20 protein-coding genes are annotated in these 19,388 nt (G+C 73.3%); 8 read left to right on the top strand and 12 right to left on the bottom strand.

What is annotated here, in order from left to right:
* The first annotated feature begins 8 nt into the window (after nucleotides 1-8).
* Nucleotides 9-1,127: a phosphoserine transaminase gene (gene serC, locus HPT28_RS08385; RefSeq protein WP_219090323.1), complete on the top strand. Its 1,119-nt coding sequence runs from the start codon at nucleotides 9-11 to the stop codon at nucleotides 1,125-1,127.
* Nucleotides 1,128-1,227: 100 nt separating this feature from the next.
* On the opposite strand, the gene HPT28_RS08380 is transcribed toward serC, so the two are convergent.
* Together HPT28_RS08380 and HPT28_RS08375 are read right to left on the bottom strand one after the other, a co-directional pair.
* Nucleotides 1,228-2,100 carry an ABC transporter permease gene (locus tag HPT28_RS08380; protein WP_219090322.1) on the bottom strand — a complete coding sequence of 291 codons (873 nt, stop codon included), beginning with the start codon at nucleotides 2,098-2,100 and terminating at the stop codon, nucleotides 1,228-1,230.
* On the bottom strand, nucleotides 2,097-3,116 hold the full coding sequence (locus tag HPT28_RS08375; RefSeq protein ID WP_308119131.1) for an ATP-binding cassette domain-containing protein: 1,020 nt from the start codon (nucleotides 3,114-3,116) through the stop codon (nucleotides 2,097-2,099). The genes HPT28_RS08380 and HPT28_RS08375 overlap by 4 nt, the downstream gene beginning before the upstream one ends.
* A gap of 104 nt (nucleotides 3,117-3,220) precedes the next feature.
* Between HPT28_RS08375 and HPT28_RS08370 the strand changes: the two genes are divergently transcribed.
* Nucleotides 3,221-4,051 carry a TetR/AcrR family transcriptional regulator gene (locus tag HPT28_RS08370; protein ID WP_219090320.1) on the top strand — a complete coding sequence of 277 codons (831 nt, stop codon included), beginning with the start codon at nucleotides 3,221-3,223 and terminating at the stop codon, nucleotides 4,049-4,051.
* Nucleotides 4,052-4,073: 22 nt separating this feature from the next.
* Here the strand turns inward: HPT28_RS08370 and HPT28_RS08365 are convergent, their stop codons facing one another.
* Both HPT28_RS08365 and HPT28_RS08360 read right to left on the bottom strand, forming a co-directional pair.
* Nucleotides 4,074-5,090, bottom strand: a complete 1,017-nt coding sequence (locus tag HPT28_RS08365; RefSeq protein WP_257578259.1) for a hypothetical protein — start codon at nucleotides 5,088-5,090, stop codon at nucleotides 4,074-4,076.
* A complete protein-coding gene (locus HPT28_RS08360) occupies nucleotides 5,090-5,449 on the bottom strand; it encodes a DUF6463 family protein (RefSeq protein WP_219090319.1) in 360 nt (119 codons plus the stop codon). The genes HPT28_RS08365 and HPT28_RS08360 overlap by 1 nt, the downstream gene beginning before the upstream one ends.
* A 243-nt stretch (nucleotides 5,450-5,692) precedes the next feature.
* Here HPT28_RS08360 and HPT28_RS08355 point away from each other — a divergent pair, with 243 nt between their 5' ends.
* Both HPT28_RS08355 and HPT28_RS08350 read left to right on the top strand, forming a co-directional pair.
* Nucleotides 5,693-6,388, top strand: a complete 696-nt coding sequence (locus HPT28_RS08355; protein WP_374226936.1) for a GDSL-type esterase/lipase family protein — start codon at nucleotides 5,693-5,695, stop codon at nucleotides 6,386-6,388.
* 70 nt (nucleotides 6,389-6,458) lie between these two features.
* Nucleotides 6,459-7,052, top strand: a complete 594-nt coding sequence (locus HPT28_RS08350) for a Uma2 family endonuclease (RefSeq protein WP_257578258.1) — start codon at nucleotides 6,459-6,461, stop codon at nucleotides 7,050-7,052.
* Between the two features lie 76 nt (nucleotides 7,053-7,128).
* On the opposite strand, the gene HPT28_RS08345 is transcribed toward HPT28_RS08350, so the two are convergent.
* The 4 genes from HPT28_RS08345 to HPT28_RS08330 form a co-directional block, all read right to left on the bottom strand.
* Nucleotides 7,129-8,118: an aldo/keto reductase gene (locus HPT28_RS08345; protein WP_219090318.1), complete on the bottom strand. Its 990-nt coding sequence runs from the start codon at nucleotides 8,116-8,118 to the stop codon at nucleotides 7,129-7,131.
* Between the two features lie 312 nt (nucleotides 8,119-8,430).
* On the bottom strand, nucleotides 8,431-9,009 hold the full coding sequence (thpR, locus tag HPT28_RS08340; RefSeq protein ID WP_219090317.1) for an RNA 2',3'-cyclic phosphodiesterase: 579 nt from the start codon (nucleotides 9,007-9,009) through the stop codon (nucleotides 8,431-8,433).
* On the bottom strand, nucleotides 9,006-10,661 hold the full coding sequence (locus HPT28_RS08335; RefSeq protein ID WP_257578249.1) for an MFS transporter: 1,656 nt from the start codon (nucleotides 10,659-10,661) through the stop codon (nucleotides 9,006-9,008). Before HPT28_RS08335 ends, thpR begins: the two co-directional genes overlap by 4 nt.
* A gap of 31 nt (nucleotides 10,662-10,692) precedes the next feature.
* On the bottom strand, nucleotides 10,693-11,130 hold the full coding sequence (locus HPT28_RS08330) for a MarR family winged helix-turn-helix transcriptional regulator (RefSeq protein WP_219090316.1): 438 nt from the start codon (nucleotides 11,128-11,130) through the stop codon (nucleotides 10,693-10,695).
* A 127-nt stretch (nucleotides 11,131-11,257) separates the two neighbouring features.
* Between HPT28_RS08330 and HPT28_RS08325 the strand changes: the two genes are divergently transcribed.
* Nucleotides 11,258-11,437, top strand: a complete 180-nt coding sequence (locus tag HPT28_RS08325) for a ribbon-helix-helix protein, CopG family (protein ID WP_219090315.1) — start codon at nucleotides 11,258-11,260, stop codon at nucleotides 11,435-11,437.
* An 11-nt stretch (nucleotides 11,438-11,448) separates the two neighbouring features.
* On the opposite strand, the gene HPT28_RS08320 is transcribed toward HPT28_RS08325, so the two are convergent.
* On the bottom strand, nucleotides 11,449-12,393 hold the full coding sequence (locus HPT28_RS08320) for an AEC family transporter (protein WP_219090314.1): 945 nt from the start codon (nucleotides 12,391-12,393) through the stop codon (nucleotides 11,449-11,451).
* A 66-nt stretch (nucleotides 12,394-12,459) separates the two neighbouring features.
* Complete coding sequence (locus tag HPT28_RS08315) at nucleotides 12,460-13,089, bottom strand: DUF2867 domain-containing protein (RefSeq protein ID WP_219090313.1); 630 nt, start codon at nucleotides 13,087-13,089, stop codon at nucleotides 12,460-12,462.
* 99 nt (nucleotides 13,090-13,188) lie between these two features.
* Between HPT28_RS08315 and HPT28_RS08310 the strand changes: the two genes are divergently transcribed.
* Complete coding sequence (locus HPT28_RS08310; RefSeq protein WP_219090312.1) at nucleotides 13,189-13,755, top strand: TetR/AcrR family transcriptional regulator; 567 nt, start codon at nucleotides 13,189-13,191, stop codon at nucleotides 13,753-13,755.
* A 19-nt stretch (nucleotides 13,756-13,774) separates the two neighbouring features.
* Here HPT28_RS08310 and HPT28_RS08305 read toward each other — a convergent pair whose 3' ends face one another.
* Nucleotides 13,775-15,238 carry an NCS2 family permease gene (locus HPT28_RS08305; protein ID WP_219090311.1) on the bottom strand — a complete coding sequence of 488 codons (1,464 nt, stop codon included), beginning with the start codon at nucleotides 15,236-15,238 and terminating at the stop codon, nucleotides 13,775-13,777.
* 158 nt (nucleotides 15,239-15,396) lie between these two features.
* On the opposite strand from HPT28_RS08305, the gene HPT28_RS08300 reads away from it, so the two are divergent.
* Together HPT28_RS08300 and HPT28_RS08295 are read left to right on the top strand one after the other, a co-directional pair.
* Nucleotides 15,397-15,735 carry a DUF2530 domain-containing protein gene (locus tag HPT28_RS08300; RefSeq protein WP_219090354.1) on the top strand — a complete coding sequence of 113 codons (339 nt, stop codon included), beginning with the start codon at nucleotides 15,397-15,399 and terminating at the stop codon, nucleotides 15,733-15,735.
* A 111-nt stretch (nucleotides 15,736-15,846) separates the two neighbouring features.
* Nucleotides 15,847-18,717 (top strand): FAD-binding and (Fe-S)-binding domain-containing protein, encoded by a 2,871-nt coding sequence (locus HPT28_RS08295; protein ID WP_219090310.1) that lies wholly within the window; start codon nucleotides 15,847-15,849, stop codon nucleotides 18,715-18,717.
* Here the strand turns inward: HPT28_RS08295 and HPT28_RS08290 are convergent.
* Nucleotides 18,680-19,336, bottom strand: a complete 657-nt coding sequence (locus HPT28_RS08290; RefSeq protein ID WP_219090353.1) for an NAD(P)-dependent oxidoreductase — start codon at nucleotides 19,334-19,336, stop codon at nucleotides 18,680-18,682. The genes HPT28_RS08295 and HPT28_RS08290 overlap by 38 nt on opposite strands.
* Nucleotides 19,337-19,388: the final 52 nt, after the last annotated feature.

Raw genomic sequence — 19,388 nt, 5'->3', positions numbered from 1 at the left:
CTCGGCACGTGGCTGAGATCCAGATTCCCGCTGACATCAAGCCCGCCGACGGACGCTTCGGATCGGGTCCCTCCAAGGTGCGGACCGAGGCGCTCAGCGCCCTGGCCGCCACCGGCACCTCGCTGCTGGGCACCTCGCACCGCCAGGCTCCGGTGAAGAACCTCGTCGGCCGGGTCCGCGAGGGCGTGCGCGAGCTCTTCTCCCTGCCCGAGGGTTACGAGGTGATCCTCGGCAACGGCGGCTCCACCGCCTTCTGGGACATCGCGACCCACGGGCTCATCGACACCAGGTCGCAGCACCTCTCCTTCGGCGAGTTCTCCTCGAAGTTCGCCAAGGCCGCCAAGCTCGCGCCGTGGCTGGCCGAGCCGAGCGTCGTCGAGTCCCCGGCCGGTACGCACCCCGAGCCGCGGGCCGAGGCGGGCGTCGACGTCTACGCCCTCACCCACAACGAGACCTCCACCGGCGTCGCGGCTCCGCTGAAGCGCGTCGAGGGCGCCGACGAGGGCGCGCTCGTCCTCGTGGACGCCACCTCCGGCGCCGGCGGTCTGCCGGTGGACATCGCCGAGACCGACGTCTACTACTTCGCCCCGCAGAAGTCCTTCGCGGCGGACGGCGGCCTGTGGCTCGGCGTCTTCTCCCCGGCCGCCCTGGAGCGTGCCGAGCGGATCGCCGCGAGCGACCGCCACATCCCGGCCTTCTTCGACCTGGCCACCGCGATCGACAACTCGCGCAAGAACCAGACGTACAACACCCCGGCGCTGGCCACGCTCTTCCTCCTCGCCGACCAGCTCGACTGGATCAACGGCCAGGGCGGCCTGGACTGGGCCGTGCGCCGCACCGCGGCCTCCGCGCGCGCCCTGTACGGCTGGGCGGAGGCCGCCAAGTACGCCTCCCCGTTCGTCGTGGACCCGGCGCAGCGCTCCCAGGTCGTCGGCACCATCGACTTCGCGGACGAGGTGGACGCCGCGGCCGTCGCGAAGGTGCTGCGGGCCAACGGCATCGTGGACACCGAGCCCTACCGGAAGCTGGGCCGCAACCAGCTCCGGGTGGCGATGTTCCCGGCCGTCGAGCCCGCGGACGTCGAGGCCCTGACCCGGTGCGTCGACCACGTCATCGAGCGCCTCTGAGCGCCCGACCCCGCAGCCGAACGGAGAGGCCCTGCCGCAGACGGCAGGGCCTCTCCGTTCGTCCGTGCCCTGGGCGCGGGCGCGCCCGGCGGCTCCGGGCCTACCGGGACATCCGCTGGTAGGTGCGGACGGCCAGCGGCAGGAACGCCGCGGTGATGAGCAGCGGCCAGCCGACGGACATGAGCAGCGGCTGAGACTCGATCCAGCTCCCGCCCGTCGTCACCATCGGCTGACCGAACAGGTCCCGTACCGCGTTGGCGGTGGAGGAGACCGGGTTCCACATGGCGACGGCGCCCAGCCAGTCCGGCATCATCGACGGCGGGGTGAAGACGCTGGAGATCATGCCGAAGGGGAAGGCGAGGGCGAACAGGTTGCCCGCGGCCTCCTGGTTCTTCACCCTCAGCCCGATCCAGACGCCGACCCAGATGAGGGCGAAGCGCAGGAAGAGCAGCAGGGCGAAGGCGCCCAGCGCCGCGGGGATGCCGCCGTTCGGCCGCCAGCCGATGACGAGGGCGATGGCGGCCAGCACCGTCAGGTCCAGCGAGGCGTGCAGGACATCGGAGACGCCGCGACCGGTGACGACGGCCGAGGGGGCCATCGGCATGGACCGGAAGCGGTCGATGACGCCGCGCTCCTTGTCGACGGCCACGGCCATGGCGGTGTTCATGAACCCGAACGCCATGGTCATCGTGAACATGCCGGGCATGGCGAAGTCCTTGTAGTCCGTGCTGCCGCCGACGTCCATGGCGCTGCCGAAGACGTAGACGAACAGCAGGACGGAGACGATCGGGAAGCCCAGCTGCCAGGCGATGATGGTGGGTTGCCGGACGAGATGGGTCAGCTCCCGGCGGACGATCGTCCAGCAGTCGGTCAGTGCCCAGCGCAGCCGTCGCTCGGGGCCGTCCAGTGTGGAGAGGGCGTCGAGCGCGGTGGACCGGGCGGGGGCGGTGGATTGGCCGAGGGTGGCGCTCATGCGGCGGAGACCTCCTGGGACGCCTCGGGCTGTTCGGTGGGGACGCCGGTGAGGCGCAGGAAGACCTCGTCCAGCGTGGGGCGGCGGACGCCGAGGTCGACGACGTCCACGGCTTCGTCGCGGAGGACCCGGGCGACCTCGGTCAGGGCCTCGACCCGGTCCGCGACGGGCGCGCTGATCCGCAGCGCCTCGGTGTCGCGGTGCGGCCGGCCGCCGCTGACGCGGGCGACCGCCCGTGCGGCGGCGGCCAGCTGCCGCGGTCCGGCGACGACGACCTCGATCTGGTCACCGCCGATCAGGTTCTTCAGCGCTTCGGGGGTGTCGTCGGCGATGGTCCGGCCGCCCTCGCCGGGCGCGGCGGAGATGACGGTGATGCGGTCGGCGAGCTGGTCGGCCTCGTCGAGGTACTGGGTGGTCAGCAGGACCGTCGTCCCGGCGGCGGCGAGGTCGCGGACGGCGTCCCACACCTCGTTGCGGGCGCGCGGGTCGAGGCCCGTCGTCGGCTCGTCGAGGAAGAGCACCCTGGGCGCGAGGATCAGGGAGGCGGCGAGGTCGAGGCGGCGGCGCATGCCGCCGCTGTAGCCGGAGACGACCTTGTCCGCGGCCTCGGTCAGGCGGAACTGCTCCAGCAGTTCCTGGGCGCGGCGCCGGGCCGTGGCCCGGCCGAGGTGGAAGAGACGTCCGAACATCTCCAGGTTCTGCCGCCCGGACAGGATCTCGTCGACGGCCGCGTACTGGCCGGTGAAGCCGACCAGGCGCCGGACGAGGCGGGGTTCGGTCGCCACGTCGTGGCCGCCGACGCGGGCGTGGCCGCCGTCCGCCCTGAGCAGCGTGCCCAGGATGCGGACCGCCGTCGTCTTGCCCGCGCCGTTCGGTCCGAGCAGTCCGTGGACGGTGCCGGCGGGGACGGCGAGGTCGAAGCCGCTCAGGGCCGGCTTCTCGGACTTCCCCTTGCCGTAGCGCTTGCGCAGCCCCTCGGCGCGTACCGCGTAGCGGGTGGAGTCGGTCGGATGCACAGAGGTCCCCCTTGAGTTCCGAAACATCTGCGTATGGTGTACGCAGTTAAAACAGCGTACACCATACGCAGATCCTCTCTCGGGGGATTACGATGGCGCATGAGATGACGACGACCGAACATGCCGGAAGCGGCGACCTGCACCGGAGCATGGCTCTGCTCTGGGGCACCGCCCAGCCGGCTTCCCGCGGGCCCAAGCCGGGGCTGAGTGTGTCCGCCGTCGTCGCCGCGGCCGTGGACGTGGCCGACGAGGAGGGGATCGCGGCCCTGTCCATGCGCAAGGTCGCCGAACGGCTCGGCGTCGGCACGATGTCCCTCTACCGCCATGTTCCGGGCAAGGGCGAGCTGCTGGACCTGATGCTCGATCACGTCCAGGAAATCGAGGGCCTGGAGGAGCACCGGGGCGAGGACTGGCGCACGACGCTGGAGCTGGTCGCCCGGGGAACCTGGCAGCTGTGCCTGCGCCACCCGTGGCTGCTCCAGATCAACCAGACCCGCCCCGTCCTCGGCCCCAACGGCCTCGCCGCCTTCGACTTCGCGCTCGCCGGGCTGCGCGGGCTCGGCCTGACCGGGCGGGAGAAGGTCGCGATGCTGGTGACGCTCGACAACTATGTCGTCGGCACCGCCCGCACGACCGTCCTCGCCCAGCGGGCCGCCGAGGAGTCAGGCGTCAGCGACGAGGAGTTCTGGTCGGCGCAGACGCCGTACCTGGAGAAGGCGATGGCCAGCGGCGCCTATCCGGAGGTCGCCGCGCTCCCCGAGAACGTCTTCGAGAGCGACGGCCTCGACCTCCTGGACTTCGGCCTCGAACCCCTGCTGGACGGCTTCGCCGCCACGATCGCGGCCCGTGCCGACCTGGAGCCGGAACCGGAGCCGGGGCGCACCCTCGGTACCGCGATGTCCGCCGAGTGCGGCCACGAGGACGCCAGCACGTGACCTCGCACCGGCGCCGGACGGGTCAGCGTGCTCGGCGACCGCCGCGCACCGCCAGCCACACGGCGAGGGCGATGGCGATCCCCGCCCCACCGAGCGCCAGCGTGTCCCCGTCGACGTCCCGCCCGGCTCCGTCGCCCGAGGCGCCCGGCTCCGGCCCGCCGGCGGTACCGGACCCGTCCTCCCCCTCGTCCCCCTGCCGGGCGCTCTCGGGGAGCAGTTCGCCGCTCAGCTCCCGGGCGATGACCTCCTCGCCCTCGCCCTCGCTCCCGAACAGCACCGTCCGCCCGTCCGGAGTGAACGCCAGGGACTCGCCCTGCCGCTGCATCGGCACCGGAAGCCGCCCGACCTCCCGGGGCGCGCCGTCCTCCCAGGCGTACATCCGCCCGCCGAAGTAGCTGCGCACGGCGAGCCGGGTGCCGTCGGGGGAGAAGGCCGCGTCCGTGGCCCACAGCTCGATGTCGGCGATCCGCGTGAAGGTGTTCACGCCGTTCGCCGACAGCTCCTTTGGACCGGCGTACAGGCCGTCGCCGCCCTCCGTCTTGCCCACGATGTACACGCGCCCGGTGCGCGGGTGCACGGCCAGCGACTCGGCGTCCCGCGCTCCGTCCGCGTACTTCACCGGGTAGACGGTGGGCTCGACGGTGGCGTCCGCCAGCTCCGCGGGCTCGGCGAACCGGTAGATCCACACCTGTGGCCAGGTGCCGCCGAGGTTGTCGCCGATGTCCCCGACGTAGACGTCGCCGTCCGGGCCCACCGAGACGGCCTCCAGGTCCCGGCCCTCCACCCCGGCCAGGGTGACCGTGGCCAGCGTCTCGCCCGTCTCACCGTCCACCGCGAACAGTTCGGGGCTGTTGGCGCTGTCGTTGTGCGTCCAGTACACGCCCGCGTGCGCACGGCTGGCCGCCAGTCCGCTGGCCTCCGTGATCCGCGGGTCCCGCACGGTGAAGCCCGGCTCCTCGGCGGCGGCCGCGGGCGCGGGACCGAGCGGCCAGACCGAGAGGGTGAGCAGCGCGCCGAGGGCCGCGGTCCGCTTCCGCATCAGCGGTGGCCCGCCCGGCGGAAGGCGGTGGCTCCGACGGCGGCGAGCGCCCAGAAGCCGCTGCGCGGCATGAGCAGCGCCCCCGCCGCACCCGTCGCGGCCACGAAACCGCCCGCGACGCGCTGGGCGGCGACGTCGTCACTCCGCTCGGCGGACCGCAGGAGCCGCCCGGCGAGCCACATGCCCGGCCCCGCCGTCAGGTACCAGAAGGCGGCGGCCCGCTCGCCGTGATCCGGCACGGTGTCGACGATCCCGTCCCGCACGATCCCGCGCAACTCCGCGCCGTACAGGGGGATTCCGATGGCTGTGTGTGCGACGCCGATGATCTGCAACCACCGGCCCGGAGACTGTCGAAGCATGATCCGAATGTACGCGCCAATCCTGGATCGGTTCGCCTCCGGGCGCTCGTACCCGGTGTCGGCACTCCTCGACTCCCCCGGCTATCGCTGGGAGGTGTCCCCAGGGGGGTGCCCCCAGCGCTCCGTCCTTTTGTCAGCCGGTTGGTCTCGTCGCTTTCGGCGCCGGCGCGCCCGTTGGCTCACTCGCCAGGCGTGAGAGTTATCACGCCGCAGGTCAGAGCGGGTTACCGGCAGAATGTGCCGGTGCGTTTCATGTGCGTCGGAGACTCGATGACGATCGGCAGCGCCGGTGACTACACCTGGCGCTACCGGCTGTGGGCCCATCTGCGGGAGGCCGCCGTGCCCGCCGAGTTCGTCGGTCCCCGCGACGCCCTCCACGAGGGCTCCCACGCCTACGGCGAACCGGCGTTCCCGGCCGCCGACCGCGGCCATCTCGCCGGCTGGGGCGAGGGCTGGCTGCACCACGCCGACGTCATAGCCGACGCCGTCCACACGCACCGCCCCGACGTCCTCCTCGTCTCCCTCGGCCTCATCGACCTCGGCTTCTACACCGACGCCGGGCAGACCGCGGCCAACGTGCGCCGCTTCCTCGCCGAGGCCCGCCGCGCCGACCCCGCGATACGGGCCGTGCTCCTGCCCGTCATCCCCAACGTGCGGGCCGCGCACGACCTCCCGTTCGCGGCCGAGGTCGCCCGCTTCAACGCCCTGCTGACCGTCGCCGTGGCCGAGCTGTCGACACCGGGCTCCCCGCTCGTCCTGGCCCCCGCCCCCGCCGACTGGGACCTGGCCCGCGACACGTACGACGGCACCCACCCCGCCGCCCCCGGCGAGCACCGGCTGGCCGCCGCCTTCGCCGCCGCCCTCCACGACGCCTGGGCCCTCGGCGCCCCCTACGCCGTCGCCCCGACCGACACCGCCGAGCCCGCAGCGATCCCCTGACGTAACCCCGCCGTGCGTATCGTTGTACCGCGCGGCCGACCGCGACCCCGCGTCGGCGGAGGGGTGCGCCATGGTGACCATCGCACTGCACGATGACAGGACCGACATGGCAGACAGCGACGAACTCAGCCTCGACGAGTGGTTCGAGCGGCTGGAGCGGATGCCCGTCCCCGAGGGATTCAAGGTCGAGATCGTCGAGGGGAACGTCTTCATGTCACCGCAGCGGCAGACGCACTGGGAGATCATCGCGGATGTCTATGAGCAGCTCCGTACCCGGTATCCCCGCAAGCGGCTCGCCTCCGACGTGCGGATCGACTTCCCCGGACATCTCAACGGCTTCGCCTCCGACATCGCCGCGTTCCGGGAGGGGGCCGAGCCGACGCCCCAGGGCCGCTGGCGCCACGAGGACGTCGAGTTCGTCGCCGAGGTGATCTCCAAGGGCACGGCCGTCAACGACTACGGCCCGAAGAAGGCGGCCTACGCCACCGCCAAGGTGGCCGTCTACCTCGTCGTCGACCCCTACGTCGGCCGGTGCCGGGTGTTCACGCTGCCCAAGGACGGCGACTACGCGAGCGAGCTGACGGTCGACTTCGGCACGGAGATCAACCTCAAGGACACCCCGGTCGGCCTGACCCTCACCACGGACGAGTTCCCCCGCGGCTGACGGCCGCGGGCCGCCGCCTTTGACCCGCCTCGTACGCGAGCGCAGGGCGACGGCCCCTCGACGCGGGCGCGCTACCTCACCAGGCGAAGGCTTCGGGAGACGGCCCGGGGCCGGGGAAGATCTCGTCGAGGGACGCCAGCAGCTCCTCGCCCAGCTCCAGCTCCAGGGCGCGCAGCGCCGAATCCAGCTGCTCGGGCGTGCGGGGGCCGACGATCGGGCCGGTCACGCCGGGGCGGGTGAGCAGCCAGGCGAGCGCCGCCTCGCCCGGCTCGAGGCCGTGCTTGTCGAGAAGGTTCTCGTACGCCTGGATCTGCTCGCGCGTCCTGGCGTCCCGGAGCGCGTCGGCCGCGCGGCCGCTCGCGCGGCGTCCCTGGGTGGCCTCCTTCTTGAGGACGCCGCCGAGCAGCCCTCCGTGCAGCGGGGACCACGGGATGACGCCGAGGCCGTAGTCCCGCGCGGCGGGGATGACCTCCATCTCGGCGCGGCGCTCGGCGAGGTTGTAGAGGCACTGTTCGCTCACCAGGCCGACGCGTCCGTGCCGGGCGGCGGCCTCGTTGGCCTGGGCGATCTTGTAGCCGGGGAAGTTGGAGGACCCCGCGTAGAGGATCTTCCCCTGCTGGACCAGGACGTCGATCGCCTGCCAGATCTCCTCGAACGGCGTCGACCGGTCGATGTGATGGAACTGGTAGACGTCGATGTAGTCGGTCTGCAGGCGCCTGAGGGAGGCGTCGACGGCTCGGCGGATGTTCACCGCGGAGAGCTTGTCGTGGTTGGGCCAGACCTCCCCGCCGCCCGCCATGTTCCCGAACACCTTGGTGGCCAGTACGGTCTTGTCGCGCCGGCCGCCACCTCCGGCGAACCAGCTGCCGATGATCTCCTCGGTGCGGCCCTTGTTCTCGCCCCACCCATACACGTTGGCCGTGTCCACGAAGTTCAGACCCGCGTCGAGGGCGGCGTCCATGATGCCGTGGCTGGTCGCTTCGTCTGTCTGCGGACCGAAGTTCATCGTGCCGAGCACGAGTCGACTGACCTTGAGTCCGGTACGTCCGAGCTGTGTGTACTTCATGAACCACAAGCCAACTGCTTCGAGTCCGCTCCAGGCAAGAGCACCACGTACCGCCTCCGTCCGCACGGGGGGCGTCGTCTCCCGGCCCGGCGTGATCCCGTCGTGGCCGGTGCACGGCGGGCGGCGGTCCCGCGCCGGTGTGCCCTCCGGCCAGGGCGGCGCCGCCCGGCGTCCCGGTGTCCGGGGCGCCGCGCGGAGGTCAGCCTCCGAGGGCGGCGGCCACCGCGACCACGGCGAACATCAGCAGGAGGCCCACCGTCACCACACGCGTTCTGATCTTGGCGTTCACGCTGTCCACGGTAGCGGCCCGGCTCAGCCGCCCAGCGGCCAGGAGGCCAGCTCCTCGTAGTGGGGTTGCTCACCCGGCACGCCGGAGCGCGGCGGGTGGCTGCGGACGAGGCTGACGCGCTCAGCGGGCCACGGGGGAGCGGTGAAGTCGGCGAGCGCCTCGACGAAGGGGCCCAGCGGCGTCGGCCGCCGGGGGCGTCCCCGGGCCAGGGTGAGGTGGGGGTGGAAGGGGCGCTCGGCCTCGGGTGCCCCCACGCGCCGGCCCGCCGCCGCCGCGGAGCCGGCCAGCCGGCGCAGATGCGTGCGGTGGTCGGGGTCCCCGTAGGCGAGGTCGGCCCACAGGGCGCGGTCGCCGAAGTGCCCGCCGCCGCGCAGCCGCAGCGCCAGGGGGGCGCGGCGGTGTGCGGCGCGCTCCAGGCGCAGGGCCAGCTCGGGTGCGACGTCCTCGGGGATCTCGCCGTAGAAGGCGAGGGTGAGGTGCCAGCCGGGCGGCCTCGTCCAGCGCAGGGCCTCGGCACCGGGCAGCTCGGTCAGTTCCGCGACCCGCCGCCTCAGTGCGGTGACGACGTCCGGGGGCGGCAGCAGCGCGGCGAAGAGCCTCATGACGCCGCTCCCGTGGCCGTGGCCCCGGCGGTCGCGGGCGCCGAAGCCACCGGGTCCCCGGCGGGGCCGGGTCCGGCGGGTCCGGGTCCGGCGGGGCCGGGCCGCGCCGCGGATTCGGGGGTCCGGGGGACGAAGGCGACCAGGCGGCTGCCCCGGCGCAGGTTCATGCTCAGCCGCAGGCCGGCCGTCCGGGCGAGGGCCAGCGCCACGAGGCCGGCGGCGAGGACGGACACGAGGCCGCCGGCCAGGAGCCCCACGCGCGGCCCGTAGGTGTCGGTGATCCAGCCCATGATGGGGCCTCCGATCGGTGTGCCGCCGACGAACACCATCATGAACAGGCTCATCACCCGCCCGCGCATCGCGGGGTCGGTGGCGAGCTGGATGCTGGAGTTCGCGGTGACGTTGAACGTCAGTCCCATGATGCCCACGGCCACCATCAGGCCGGCGAAGAGCCAGAACCACGGGGTGAGGGCGGCGACGCCGAGCAGGGCGCCGAAGGCGGCGGCGGAGCCGACGAGCAGGCGCATGCGGGAGGTGTTGCGGCGCGCGGCGAGCAGGGCACCGGCCAGGGAGCCGGCGGCGAGCAGCACGTTGAGCAGGCCGTAGACGCCCGCGCCCTGGTCGAAGACGTGCTCGGTGAAGGCGGTGAGCCAGATGGGGAAGTTGAGGCCGAAGGTGCCGATGGAGCCGACGAGGATGATCGGCCAGAGCAGCTCCGGTCGGCCGCGGACGTAGCGCAGTCCCTCGCGGAGCTGCCCCCGGGCCCGCGGGACGGGCTCGACGGGGCTCAGCTCGGCCTGGCGCATGAGCAGCAGGGCGGCGATGGGCGCGAGGAAGGAGAGGCCGTTGATCAGGAACGCCCAGCCGCTGCCGACGGCGGTGATCATGACGCCGGCGACGGCGGGCCCGACGAGCCGCGCGGACTGGAAGTTCGCGGAGTTCAGGGAGACGGCGTTGCGCAGCTGGCCGGGACCGACCATCTCGGCGACGAACGTCTGCCGGGCCGGGTTGTCGACGACGGTGACGAGGCCGAGGGCGAAGGCGAGCGCGTACACGTGCCAGACCTGCACCGAGCCGCTTAGCGTGAGCACGGCCAGCGCGAGCCCGGTGAGGGCCATCGTCGCCTGGGTGAGGAGCAGCAGCCGACGCTTGGCGCACCGGTCGGCGATGACACCGCCGTAGAGGCCGAAGAGCAGCATGGGCAGGAACTGCAGGGCGACGGTGAGACCGACGGCCGTGGCGGAGCCGGTGAGGCTGTGCACCAGCCAGTCCTGGGCGATGCGCTGCATCCAGGTGCCGGTGTTGGAGACGAGCTGGCCGGAGGCGAACAGGCGGTAGTTGCGTACCCGCAGGGAGCTGAACATCGAGGGCTTGGCGCCGGGCTCGGCGTCGGCGCCGGAGCGGGGCGCCGCACCGGCACGGGCCCCGGCCGCCGTGCGGTCGGCCTTCGCGGTGCGGTCGGCTCCCGCGGCGCGGCCGGCCTCGGCCGCGGTGTGGGCGTCCCGCGTCGGCCTCGTCGCCCCGGTCGGCCCGCTTCTCGGGGTGTGACCGGTGGTGGCGTCGGCGGCGGTGGCGGGAGCGGCGCCGGTGGTGGTGTGGTGGTGGAGTTCGTTCGGTGCGGGTGCGGAGTCTGCTCCGGGTCCCGTACTCAAGAGTGTTTCGCCTCCTCGCTGGGTGTGCGTCCTACAGGTGTGCGAGCTTCTCCAGCGCGGGCGCGGCCTCGCGCAGCTTCGCCCAGTCGTCTTCGTCGAGCCCGCCGGCCAGTTCGGCCAGCCAGCGGTTCCGCTGGGTGCGGGCGTCCTCCAGCATGGACTCCGCCCGCTCGGTCTGGGTGACGATCTTCTGTCGCCGGTCCTCCGGGTGCGGGTCCAGCCGGACGAGGCCCTTGGCCTCCAGCATGGCCACGATGCGGGTCATGGACGGTGGCTGGACGTGCTCGCGGCGGGCCAGCTCGCCCGGGCTGGCCGAGCCGCAGCGGGCCAGGGTGCCCAGGACGGCCATCTCGGTGGGGCTCAGCGACTCGTCGACCCGCTGGTGCTTCAGGCGGCGCGAGAGCCGCATGACCGAGGAACGGAGTGCGTTCACGGCTGCGGCGTCAGCACCGCTGGACAGATCCGGCATGGTGTTTAGGTTAACTCATTACCTGAACTAACAAGTAGTGGGTTTACCGTTCCCTTCATCACACGAACGGGTGAGATGCCGGGGAAAGCCGGACGATCACATCGGTCGAACCCCGACCGTGGTCGGCATGACGTCACGCGTCCTGACCCTCCGCATTGACGACGAGCTCCTGGGTCGCCTCACCCAGCACGCCGCCCGACGCCGCATGACCCTCCAGGACTACGTCCTGCGCACCCTCGCCCGCGACGACTTCGACCAGCGCTTCCGGGCCTGCGTCGAGAAGACGGAACGTTTCTACGGCACCTGAGCGAGCCGGGCTCAGCGCGTCACCCACTGCGCCCACAGCGGCAGCAGCAGGAGGGAGAGCATCGAACTCTTGACGACGACGGCGGCCGACAGGTGGACGTCGACGCCGTAGCGCTGGGCGAAGATGAACAGGTTCTGCGGGGCGGGCATGGCGGCGATCAGCACGAGGTAGCCCAGCCACTCCCCGTCGACACCGAAGCCGTAGCGGCACACGGTGTACGTGAGCAGCGGGAAGGCCACGCACTTGAAGGCGATGAGCCCCAGCTCCTCACGCGTGGTGCCCCTCAGCGCGATCCCGCTGCCGCCCAGGTGCAGCCCCAGCGCGAACAGCGCCACCGGCGAGGCGCTGTCACCGACGAAGGCGAAGGAGTCGAGCACGACCTCCGGCATCCGCACGGCGAGCAGATTGAGGAGTATGCCCGCGTTGCAGGCGATGACCACGGGCGTGAGCAGGGAGGCCCGGACCGAGGTCAGGAGTCGCGCGCCGGGGCCGCCGACCCGGCCCGGGCGGCCCATCTCCATGACGGATAGGACGACGAGCGACAGGACGCACACCTGGAAGAGCAACACCGGGAAGATCGGTGCGGCATCTCCGAACAGCATGATGAACACGGGCACGGCGAAGTACGCGGTGTTCACCTGGACGGCCGCCATGAGGCGCAGCGCCACGCCGCGCGGCGTGCGGACCCCGAACGACCGGGCGAGGAGCCCGGCCAGGACGAGGGCGGCGCAGGCCGCGGCCGCGTACCCGGTGATCGCCCGCCAGTCGAAGAGGCGGGCGAGGTCGGAGCTGTGGATGTTGCCGAACAGGTAGCAGGGGACGGCGAAGAGGAAGGCGTAGTCGGCGAACTGTTTGGAGCTCTCCGCCGGTATCACCTTCCGTCGCGCCAGCACGACGCCGCAGCCGAAGGCCAGCAGTACCGGGGCCAGCTTCTGGAAGGCTTCTAGGGTTCCCATGCGAACACCTTCGCCGGTGTCGCGCGCGGGGTGGTCAGCGCACCCGTCCGGAAGGCCGACCCGGCGTCAGCCCGCCGCCGTCCGGGGGGAGCCGGCCTGCCACTCGCGCCCCATCTGGCGTAGCAGTGCCTGGTAGACGCCGAGGTAGCGGAAGGGCTTGATCGCGGCCATGTAGAGACGGCCGAGCCGTCCGTTGGGCCTGACGAGGACGGCCATCTGGCCGCGGTGACCGCCCCGGCCGTCCGGGACCCAGCCGATGTGCATGACGGCGTGGCAGGTGCGGTTGGCCATCTCGGCCGCCCACTCGTCGTGGGTCTGGAAGACCGAGGTGAAGGGGGCGTTGGCGAGGTCGGGGCCCCGGGGGCCCTCGCGGAGGTCGGTGGGGAGCCGGTCCCGCAGGCTCGGGACGCGGTGGCCCGGGCCGGCCTCGCGGTCGTCCCAGCCGAGCAGGGCGCCCAGCCGCCAGCGGACCGCGAAGAGCAGGCGTGGCAGGAAGCCCTCGACGGGCGACGGGTACGTCGACTCGCGGCGGCCCGGGCGCCGCGGGACGCCGCCGGAGATCTGGCGGACCAGGCGGTCGAGGTCGTCCGGGCCGCCGGGGGTGGGCAGGGCCCACACGTCCTCGAGGTGGAAGTCGTCGGCGATCTGGTGGATGCGCCACGGGCGGGCGGTGTGCGCGGTGCGGGGGAGTCTCATGCACGGGCCCCTATCTATACGATGCCGTATACATCGAGGCTAGCACTGATCTATACGGCACCGTATGGACGGGGTCCGGACGTGGGAGGAGGCACCGTCATGGGCGCGATCCGCACGCCTCGGCGCAGGTGGATCGAGGAGGGGCTGCGCGCGCTGGCGGCGGGCGGGGTCGACGCCGTCCGGATCGAGCCGCTGGCCCAGGCGCTCGGCGTGAGCAAGGGCGGCTTCTACGGCTTCTTCCGCAACCGCGGCGCCCTGCTCGAGGACATGCTCGACACCTGGGAACGCGAGGTCACCGAGGAGGTGATCGACGCGGTCGAGAGCGGGGGCGGGGACGCCCGGGAGAAGCTGGACCGGCTCTTCTCCTACGTCGAGAACGCCGAGGCCGCCGACGCCCCGACGAAGGGCGCACCCGTCGAACTCGCGATCCGCGACTGGGCCCGGCGTGACGAGAGTGTCGCCGAACGGCTGCGCCGCGTCGACAACCGGCGCATGGACTACCTGCGCTCGCTGTTCGACGCGATCTGCGACGACGAGGTCGAGGCCGAGGTGCGCTCCCTCATCACGTTCTCCCTGCGGATCGGCACGTACTTCATCGCCGCCGAGCACCGGGGCCGCAGCCGCGACGAGGTCATGCGCCTCGCCCGCCGGCACCTGCTGCGCTGACCGCGCCCGCGGGCCGGGCTCAGCGGAGGCCGAGGAGCTGTTCGATCGGGTCGAGGAGGAAGTAGACGAGGAAGCAGGCGCCGACGGCGTTCAGCAGCCACGGGACCTCCCGTAGCCGCCCGGTTCCGGCGCGCAGCAGGATGAAGGCCAGGACGCCGATGCCGATGCCGTTGGTGATGCTGTAGGTGAACGGCATCGCGATCATGGTCAGGAAGGCCGGGACGGCGACCGTCAGGTCGTTCCAGTCGATCTCCCTGACGTTCGCCGCCATGATCAGGACGCCGACGACGACGAGGGCCGGGGTCGCCGCCTGCGAGGGCACCACCGTGGCCAGTGGTGTGAAGACCAGGGCCAGCAGGAACAGTCCGCCGGTGACCAGGTTGGCCATGCCCGTCCTGGCCCCCTCGCCGACGCCCGCCGTGGACTCCACGAAGCAGGTGTTGGCCGAGCAGGAGCCGAAACCGCCGCCGACGACCCCGATGCCGTCCGCCATGAGGATGCGGCCCATGCCCGGCAGCCGGCCGCCCTCGTCCGTCAGCTTCGCCTCCTCGCCGACGCCGATGATCGTGCCCATCGCGTCGAAGAACCCGGACAGCAGGACGGTGAAGACGAACAGGCAGCCGGTGAGGACGCCGACCTCGGCGAAGCCGCCGAAGAGGCTGACCTCGCCGATGAGCCCGAAGTCCGGCATGCTCACGACCTGGTCGGGCAGGCTCGGCACGGCCAGGCCCCACGCCTCGTCGGGGATCGTCGCCACCGAGTTGAGGGCCACGGCCAGGACCGTCGTCACGGCGATGCTCAGCAGGATCGCGCCGCGGGCCCTGCGCACCACGAGCACGGCCATCAGCGCCAGTCCGGCGACGAAGACGACGACGGGCCAGCCCTGGAGCTGCCCGCCCTGTCCGAGGGCGAGCGGCACGGTGGTGTGCGCGTCGTCGGGGTTGCGGGTGACGAAGCCGGAGTCCACCAGCCCGATGAGCGTGATGAACAGCCCGATGCCGATGGCGATGGCCCGCCGCAGGCCGCCGGGGATGGCGTCCATGACCCGTTCCCGCAGCCCCGAGGCCACCAGGACGAGCAGCGCCAGCCCGGCCAGGCACACCATGCCCATGGCGTCCGGCCAGCTCATCTGCGGGGCGAGCTGGAGCGAGACGACGGCGTTGATGCCGAGCCCCGCCGCGAGGGCGATCGGGACGTTGCCGATCACCCCCATGAGGATCGTCGTCAGTCCGGCCATGAGGGCCGTGGCGGTGACGAGTTGGGCGTTGTCGAGCTGCTGCTCGTACTTGTCCGTTCCGGCGCCGAGGATGATCGGGTTCAGCACGATGATGTAGGCCATCGCGAAGAACGTGGCCAGTCCGCCGCGTATCTCGCGACCGTAGGTCGAGCCGCGTCGGGTGACGCCGAAGAAGCGGTCGAGCGGGCCGGCGGGGGGCGGCGTGGGGGAACCGTCGGCCGTGGCGGCGGCAGCCGGAGCGGACATCAGGCACATACCTCTTGGAGGAAGCTACGACGTGCGTCGTCTCAACGGGGGTGGTTGCAGTATGAACAAATGATTCCGGTGAGCGCGAATCCCCCTCCCGTACTGCGGTGCGCCTCACATCACGCCGCCGTCCGGGCGACCGATAGGCTGGCCGCGTGATGCGTCTGAGGACCTGGCTGGACGACGACCGGGAGGCACCGGAGCCGCTGGAGGGCAACGTCGTGCTGACCGTCGCCGTCGGCACGGCTGCCTGGTTCGTGCTCTTCCTCGCGCAGCTCCCCTTCTACGGCTGGTTCGCCGACCACGGCCACACGTGGTGGCTGTGGAGCTGTCTCGCCGGGGGCGGTCTCGGCCTCGTCGGCCTGCTCTACGTCCGCGCCCGGGACGCCGCCATCCGCCGTGCCGCGCGGCCGTCCGGCCCGGAGGGCTCCGGGCCGTCCGGTTCTCCCGGGCCGTCCGGGGCGGACGGGCCGGAGCCGTCCGGGCCCGACGCGTAACGGCCGCCCCCTCCCGGGGCCGGCGAGCAAGCCCCCGACAGTGCGCCGCGCCGCAACGCGCCGTCGCCACACCGTCGCCCCGCGGCGCCCCGAGGGTGCACGCTGGGGTGCATGGGACTGGCAGCGCAGCTTCGGAAAGCCGTACGGGGGGACGTCGAGTTCGACGCCGCGAGCAGGGCGTTGACCACGATGGACGCGTCCAACTACCGCCGCGTGCCCGTGGGCGTCGTCGCGCCCGAGGACACCGAGGACGTCGCCGCGGCGCTCGCCGTCTGCCGTGAGCACGGCGTCCCCGTCGTCCCCCGGGGCGCGGGCACGAGCATCGCCGGGCAGGCCACCGGCACCGGTGTCGTCCTGGACTTCACGCGGCACATGAACGCCGTGCTCGACATCGATCCCGAGGCCCGCACCGCCGTCGTCCAGCCCGGCGTCATCTGCGACACCCTCCGCGCCCACGCCGCCCCGCACGGGCTGACCTTCGGGCCCGACCCCTCGACGCACAGCCGCTGCACCCTCGGCGGCATGATCGGCAACAACTCCTGCGGTTCCCACTCCGTCGCCTGGGGCACCACCGCCGACAACGTCCACGCCCTCGACGTGCTCACCTACCGCGGCGATCCCGTCCGCCTCGCCCCCGGCGGCCACGAGGTCCCCGAGCCGCTGCGCAGTTCGGTGCGCGCCCTCGTCCACGGCGAGCTGGCCCGCCTGCGCACCGGCTTCCCCGAACTGCCCCGGCGCATCTCCGGCTACGCGCTCGACGCCCTCCTGCCCGAGCACGGCGAGGACTGGGCCCGCGCCTTCACCGGCGGCGAGGGCACCCTCGGCGTGCTCACCCAGGCCACCGTCCGGCTCGTCCCCGCCCCCGGCGCCCGGGTGCTCGCCGTCCTCGGCTACCCCGACGAGAGCGCCGCCGCCGAGGCCGCCGTCGGCCTCCTGCCGCACGGGCCCCTCACCGTCGAGGGCATGGCCGCCGACCTCGTCACCCCCGCCGCCCGCGCCTCACTGCCCCGCGGCGCGGCCTGGCTCTTCGCCGAACTGGGCGGCGACACCCCGGCCGAGGCCGAGGCCGCCGCCCGGCGGCTGTGCCGGGCCGCGGCCCCGGGCACCACCGATCACCTCCTCCTCGTCGACCCCGCCGCCCAGCGCGCCCTGTGGCGGGTCCGCGAGGACGCCTCAGGCACCGCCACCCGCCTCCCCGACGGCAGCGAGGCCTGGCCCGGCTGGGAGGACTGCGCCGTCCCGCCCGCCCGCCTCGGCGCCTACCTCGCCGACTTCCGCGCCCTCCTGCGCACCCACGGCCTGCGCGGCCTGCCCTACGGCCACTTCGGCGACGGCTGTATCCACGTCCGCATCGACTTCGACCTCCTCACCCCGCCCGGCATCGCCCGCTTCCGCGCCTTCTCCGAGGACCTCGCCCACCTCGTCGTCCAGCACGGCGGCTCGCTCTCCGGCGAACACGGTGACGGCCAGGCCCGCGCGGAGCTCCTCCCCGCCATGTACGGGCCCGAGCTTGTCGCCCTCTTCGAGCGGTTCAAGGACGCCTGGGACCCGGACGGCGCCCTCAACCCGGGCGTGCTCGCCCGCCCACACCGGCTCGACGAGAACCTCCGCTTCGCCGTCCTGCCCCGCGAACCCGTGCCCACCGCCTTCGCCTACCCGCACGACGACGGCGACTTCGGCGCCGCCGTCCGCCGCTGCGTCGGCGTCGCCAAGTGCCGCGACACCACCGCCTCCGGCGCCACCGTCATGTGCCCCTCCTACCGCGCCACCGGCCAGGAACAGCACTCCACCCGGGGCCGGGCACGCCTCCTGCACGAGATGCTCGCCGGTGAACTCGTCACCGACGGCTGGCAGTCCGAGGAGGTGCACGAGGCGCTCGACCTGTGCCTGTCCTGCAAGGGCTGCAAGACCGACTGCCCCGTCGGCGTCGACATGGCCACCTACAAGGCCGAGTTCCTCCACCACCACTACGCCGGACGCCGCCGCCCCGCCGCCCACTACGCCATGGGCCGCCTCCCGCGGTGGCTGCACCTCGCCGCCCTCACCCGCACCGCGCCCCTGCTCAACGCGGCGGCCTCCGTCCGCCCGTTGGCGCGGGCCGCGGCACGGCTCGCCGGGATCGCCCCCGAGCGCGACATCCCGCCGCTGGCCCCCGAGCCCTTCACCCGCTGGTGGCGCCGCCAGGACCGCACGGCCCAGCCCTCCGGCCCCACCGCCATCCTGTGGCCCGACACCTTCACCAACCACCTCTCCCCGGCCGCCGGCACCGCCGCCGTCGCCGTCCTCCACGACGCCGGGCTACGGCTCGCCGTCCCGCCCAGGCCCGTGTGCTGCGGCCTCACCTACGTCTCCACCGGCCAACTCGACCAGGCCCGCGCCGTCCTGCGCCGCACCCTCGACGTCGTCGCCCCCGCCCTGGACGCCGGGCTGCCCGTCACCGTCCTCGAACCCCCCTGCGCCGCCGCCCTGCGCACCGACCTCCCCGAGCTCCTGCCCGGCGACCCGCGCGCCGCCCGGCTCGCCGGGCTCGTCCGCACCTTCGCCGAAACCCTGGAGGAGCTCGCCCCCACCTGGACCCCGCCCACGGTCGGCAAGCCCGTCGCCGGGCAGACCCACTGCCACCAGCACGCCGTCCTCGGCGACGCCGCCGACCGGCGCCTGCGCGCCAGGGCCGGGCTCACCGGCGAACTCTCCGGCGGCTGCTGCGGCCTCGCCGGCAACTTCGGCTTCGAGGCGGGCCACCACGATGTCTCCGTCGCCTGCGCCGAGGACCAGCTCCTCCCCGCCGTCCGCCGGGCCCCCGCCGACGCCGCGATCCTGGCCGACGGCTACAGCTGCCGCACCCAGCTCACCCAGCTCGCCGGCGTCCGCGGCCACCACCTGGCCGAGGTCCTGGCCGCGCACCTGCCGTCACCGGCCCGCACCGACGGCCCGGCCCGCCCCGTCACGCCGACGGGGTCCCGTCGGCGTGGGCGACCGTGAAGTGGCGGTCGGGGCCCGGCGCCTCCAGCGCGTCGACCGTGGCGACGGCCAGGTCCTCGGCGCTGATCCACGAGCGGCCGTCGGCGGCGGTCAGCAGGGTGTCGGTGCCGCGCCGGTAGCGGCCGGTCCGGTCGCCGGGCGTCAGCAGCGCGGGCGGGCTCAGATAGGCCCAGTCGGCGGCGGGGTGGGCCTCGCACGTCCGCAGCTGGGCGACCCCGGCGGCGGCCACGTCCCGCCACTCGGCGGGCACGTACGCGGGGTCGTCGGCGACCAGGAGCTCACCGTCCCCGGGGCTGCGCAGCGCTCCGGCCCCACCGACGACGAGGACCCGGGCCCCCGCCTCGTCGGCGACGTCCAGCACGGTACGGGTCGCGCCGACGAGGAACTCCCGGTCGGCGGGGAACGAACGCACCGCCAGGACGAAGGCGTCCGGCGCGGTGCCGGACAGGGCCCGGCGCAGGGCGTCGGCGTCCGTCGCGTCGACGCCGACCGGCGTCACGCCCGGCACGTCGCTCGCGGGCCTGCGCGCCAGGGCGAGCACCCGGTGTCCTCGTCCGGCCGCCTCGGTGACCACCCGGCTGCCCACCATCCCGGTGGCACCGAGCACGGCGATGGTCATCCGCGTGGTTGTCTGCGTCGTCAACTGAGTGTCCTCCCTGGACATCGGCATG

The organism is Streptomyces sp. JJ38, assembly GCF_019303475.1.
In the GTDB taxonomy this organism is placed as follows: domain Bacteria; phylum Actinomycetota; class Actinomycetes; order Streptomycetales; family Streptomycetaceae; genus Streptomyces.
This window is presented reverse-complemented; position numbering and strand designations above follow the sequence as displayed.

Bases quoted from the DNA above. Each gene is read 5' to 3' on its own strand.
- HPT28_RS08380 (WP_219090322.1), bottom strand. From the start codon at position 2,100: ATGAGCGCCACCCTCGGCCAATCCACCGCCCCCGCCCGGTCCACCGCG.
- HPT28_RS08370 (WP_219090320.1), top strand. From the start codon at position 3,221: ATGACGACGACCGAACATGCCGGAAGCGGCGACCTGCACCGGAGCATG.
- HPT28_RS08365 (WP_257578259.1), bottom strand. From the start codon at position 5,090: ATGCGGAAGCGGACCGCGGCCCTCGGCGCGCTGCTCACCCTCTCGGTC.
- HPT28_RS08360 (WP_219090319.1), bottom strand. From the start codon at position 5,449: ATGCTTCGACAGTCTCCGGGCCGGTGGTTGCAGATCATCGGCGTCGCA.
- HPT28_RS08350 (WP_257578258.1), top strand. From the start codon at position 6,459: ATGGTGACCATCGCACTGCACGATGACAGGACCGACATGGCAGACAGC.
- HPT28_RS08345 (WP_219090318.1), bottom strand. From the start codon at position 8,118: ATGAAGTACACACAGCTCGGACGTACCGGACTCAAGGTCAGTCGACTC.
- thpR (WP_219090317.1), bottom strand. From the start codon at position 9,009: ATGAGGCTCTTCGCCGCGCTGCTGCCGCCCCCGGACGTCGTCACCGCA.
- HPT28_RS08330 (WP_219090316.1), bottom strand. From the start codon at position 11,130: ATGCCGGATCTGTCCAGCGGTGCTGACGCCGCAGCCGTGAACGCACTC.
- HPT28_RS08325 (WP_219090315.1), top strand. From the start codon at position 11,258: ATGACGTCACGCGTCCTGACCCTCCGCATTGACGACGAGCTCCTGGGT.
- HPT28_RS08320 (WP_219090314.1), bottom strand. From the start codon at position 12,393: ATGGGAACCCTAGAAGCCTTCCAGAAGCTGGCCCCGGTACTGCTGGCC.
- HPT28_RS08315 (WP_219090313.1), bottom strand. From the start codon at position 13,089: ATGAGACTCCCCCGCACCGCGCACACCGCCCGCCCGTGGCGCATCCAC.
- HPT28_RS08310 (WP_219090312.1), top strand. From the start codon at position 13,189: ATGGGCGCGATCCGCACGCCTCGGCGCAGGTGGATCGAGGAGGGGCTG.
- HPT28_RS08305 (WP_219090311.1), bottom strand. From the start codon at position 15,238: ATGTCCGCTCCGGCTGCCGCCGCCACGGCCGACGGTTCCCCCACGCCG.
- HPT28_RS08300 (WP_219090354.1), top strand. From the start codon at position 15,397: ATGCGTCTGAGGACCTGGCTGGACGACGACCGGGAGGCACCGGAGCCG.
- HPT28_RS08295 (WP_219090310.1), top strand. From the start codon at position 15,847: ATGGGACTGGCAGCGCAGCTTCGGAAAGCCGTACGGGGGGACGTCGAG.
- HPT28_RS08290 (WP_219090353.1), bottom strand. From the start codon at position 19,336: ATGACCATCGCCGTGCTCGGTGCCACCGGGATGGTGGGCAGCCGGGTG.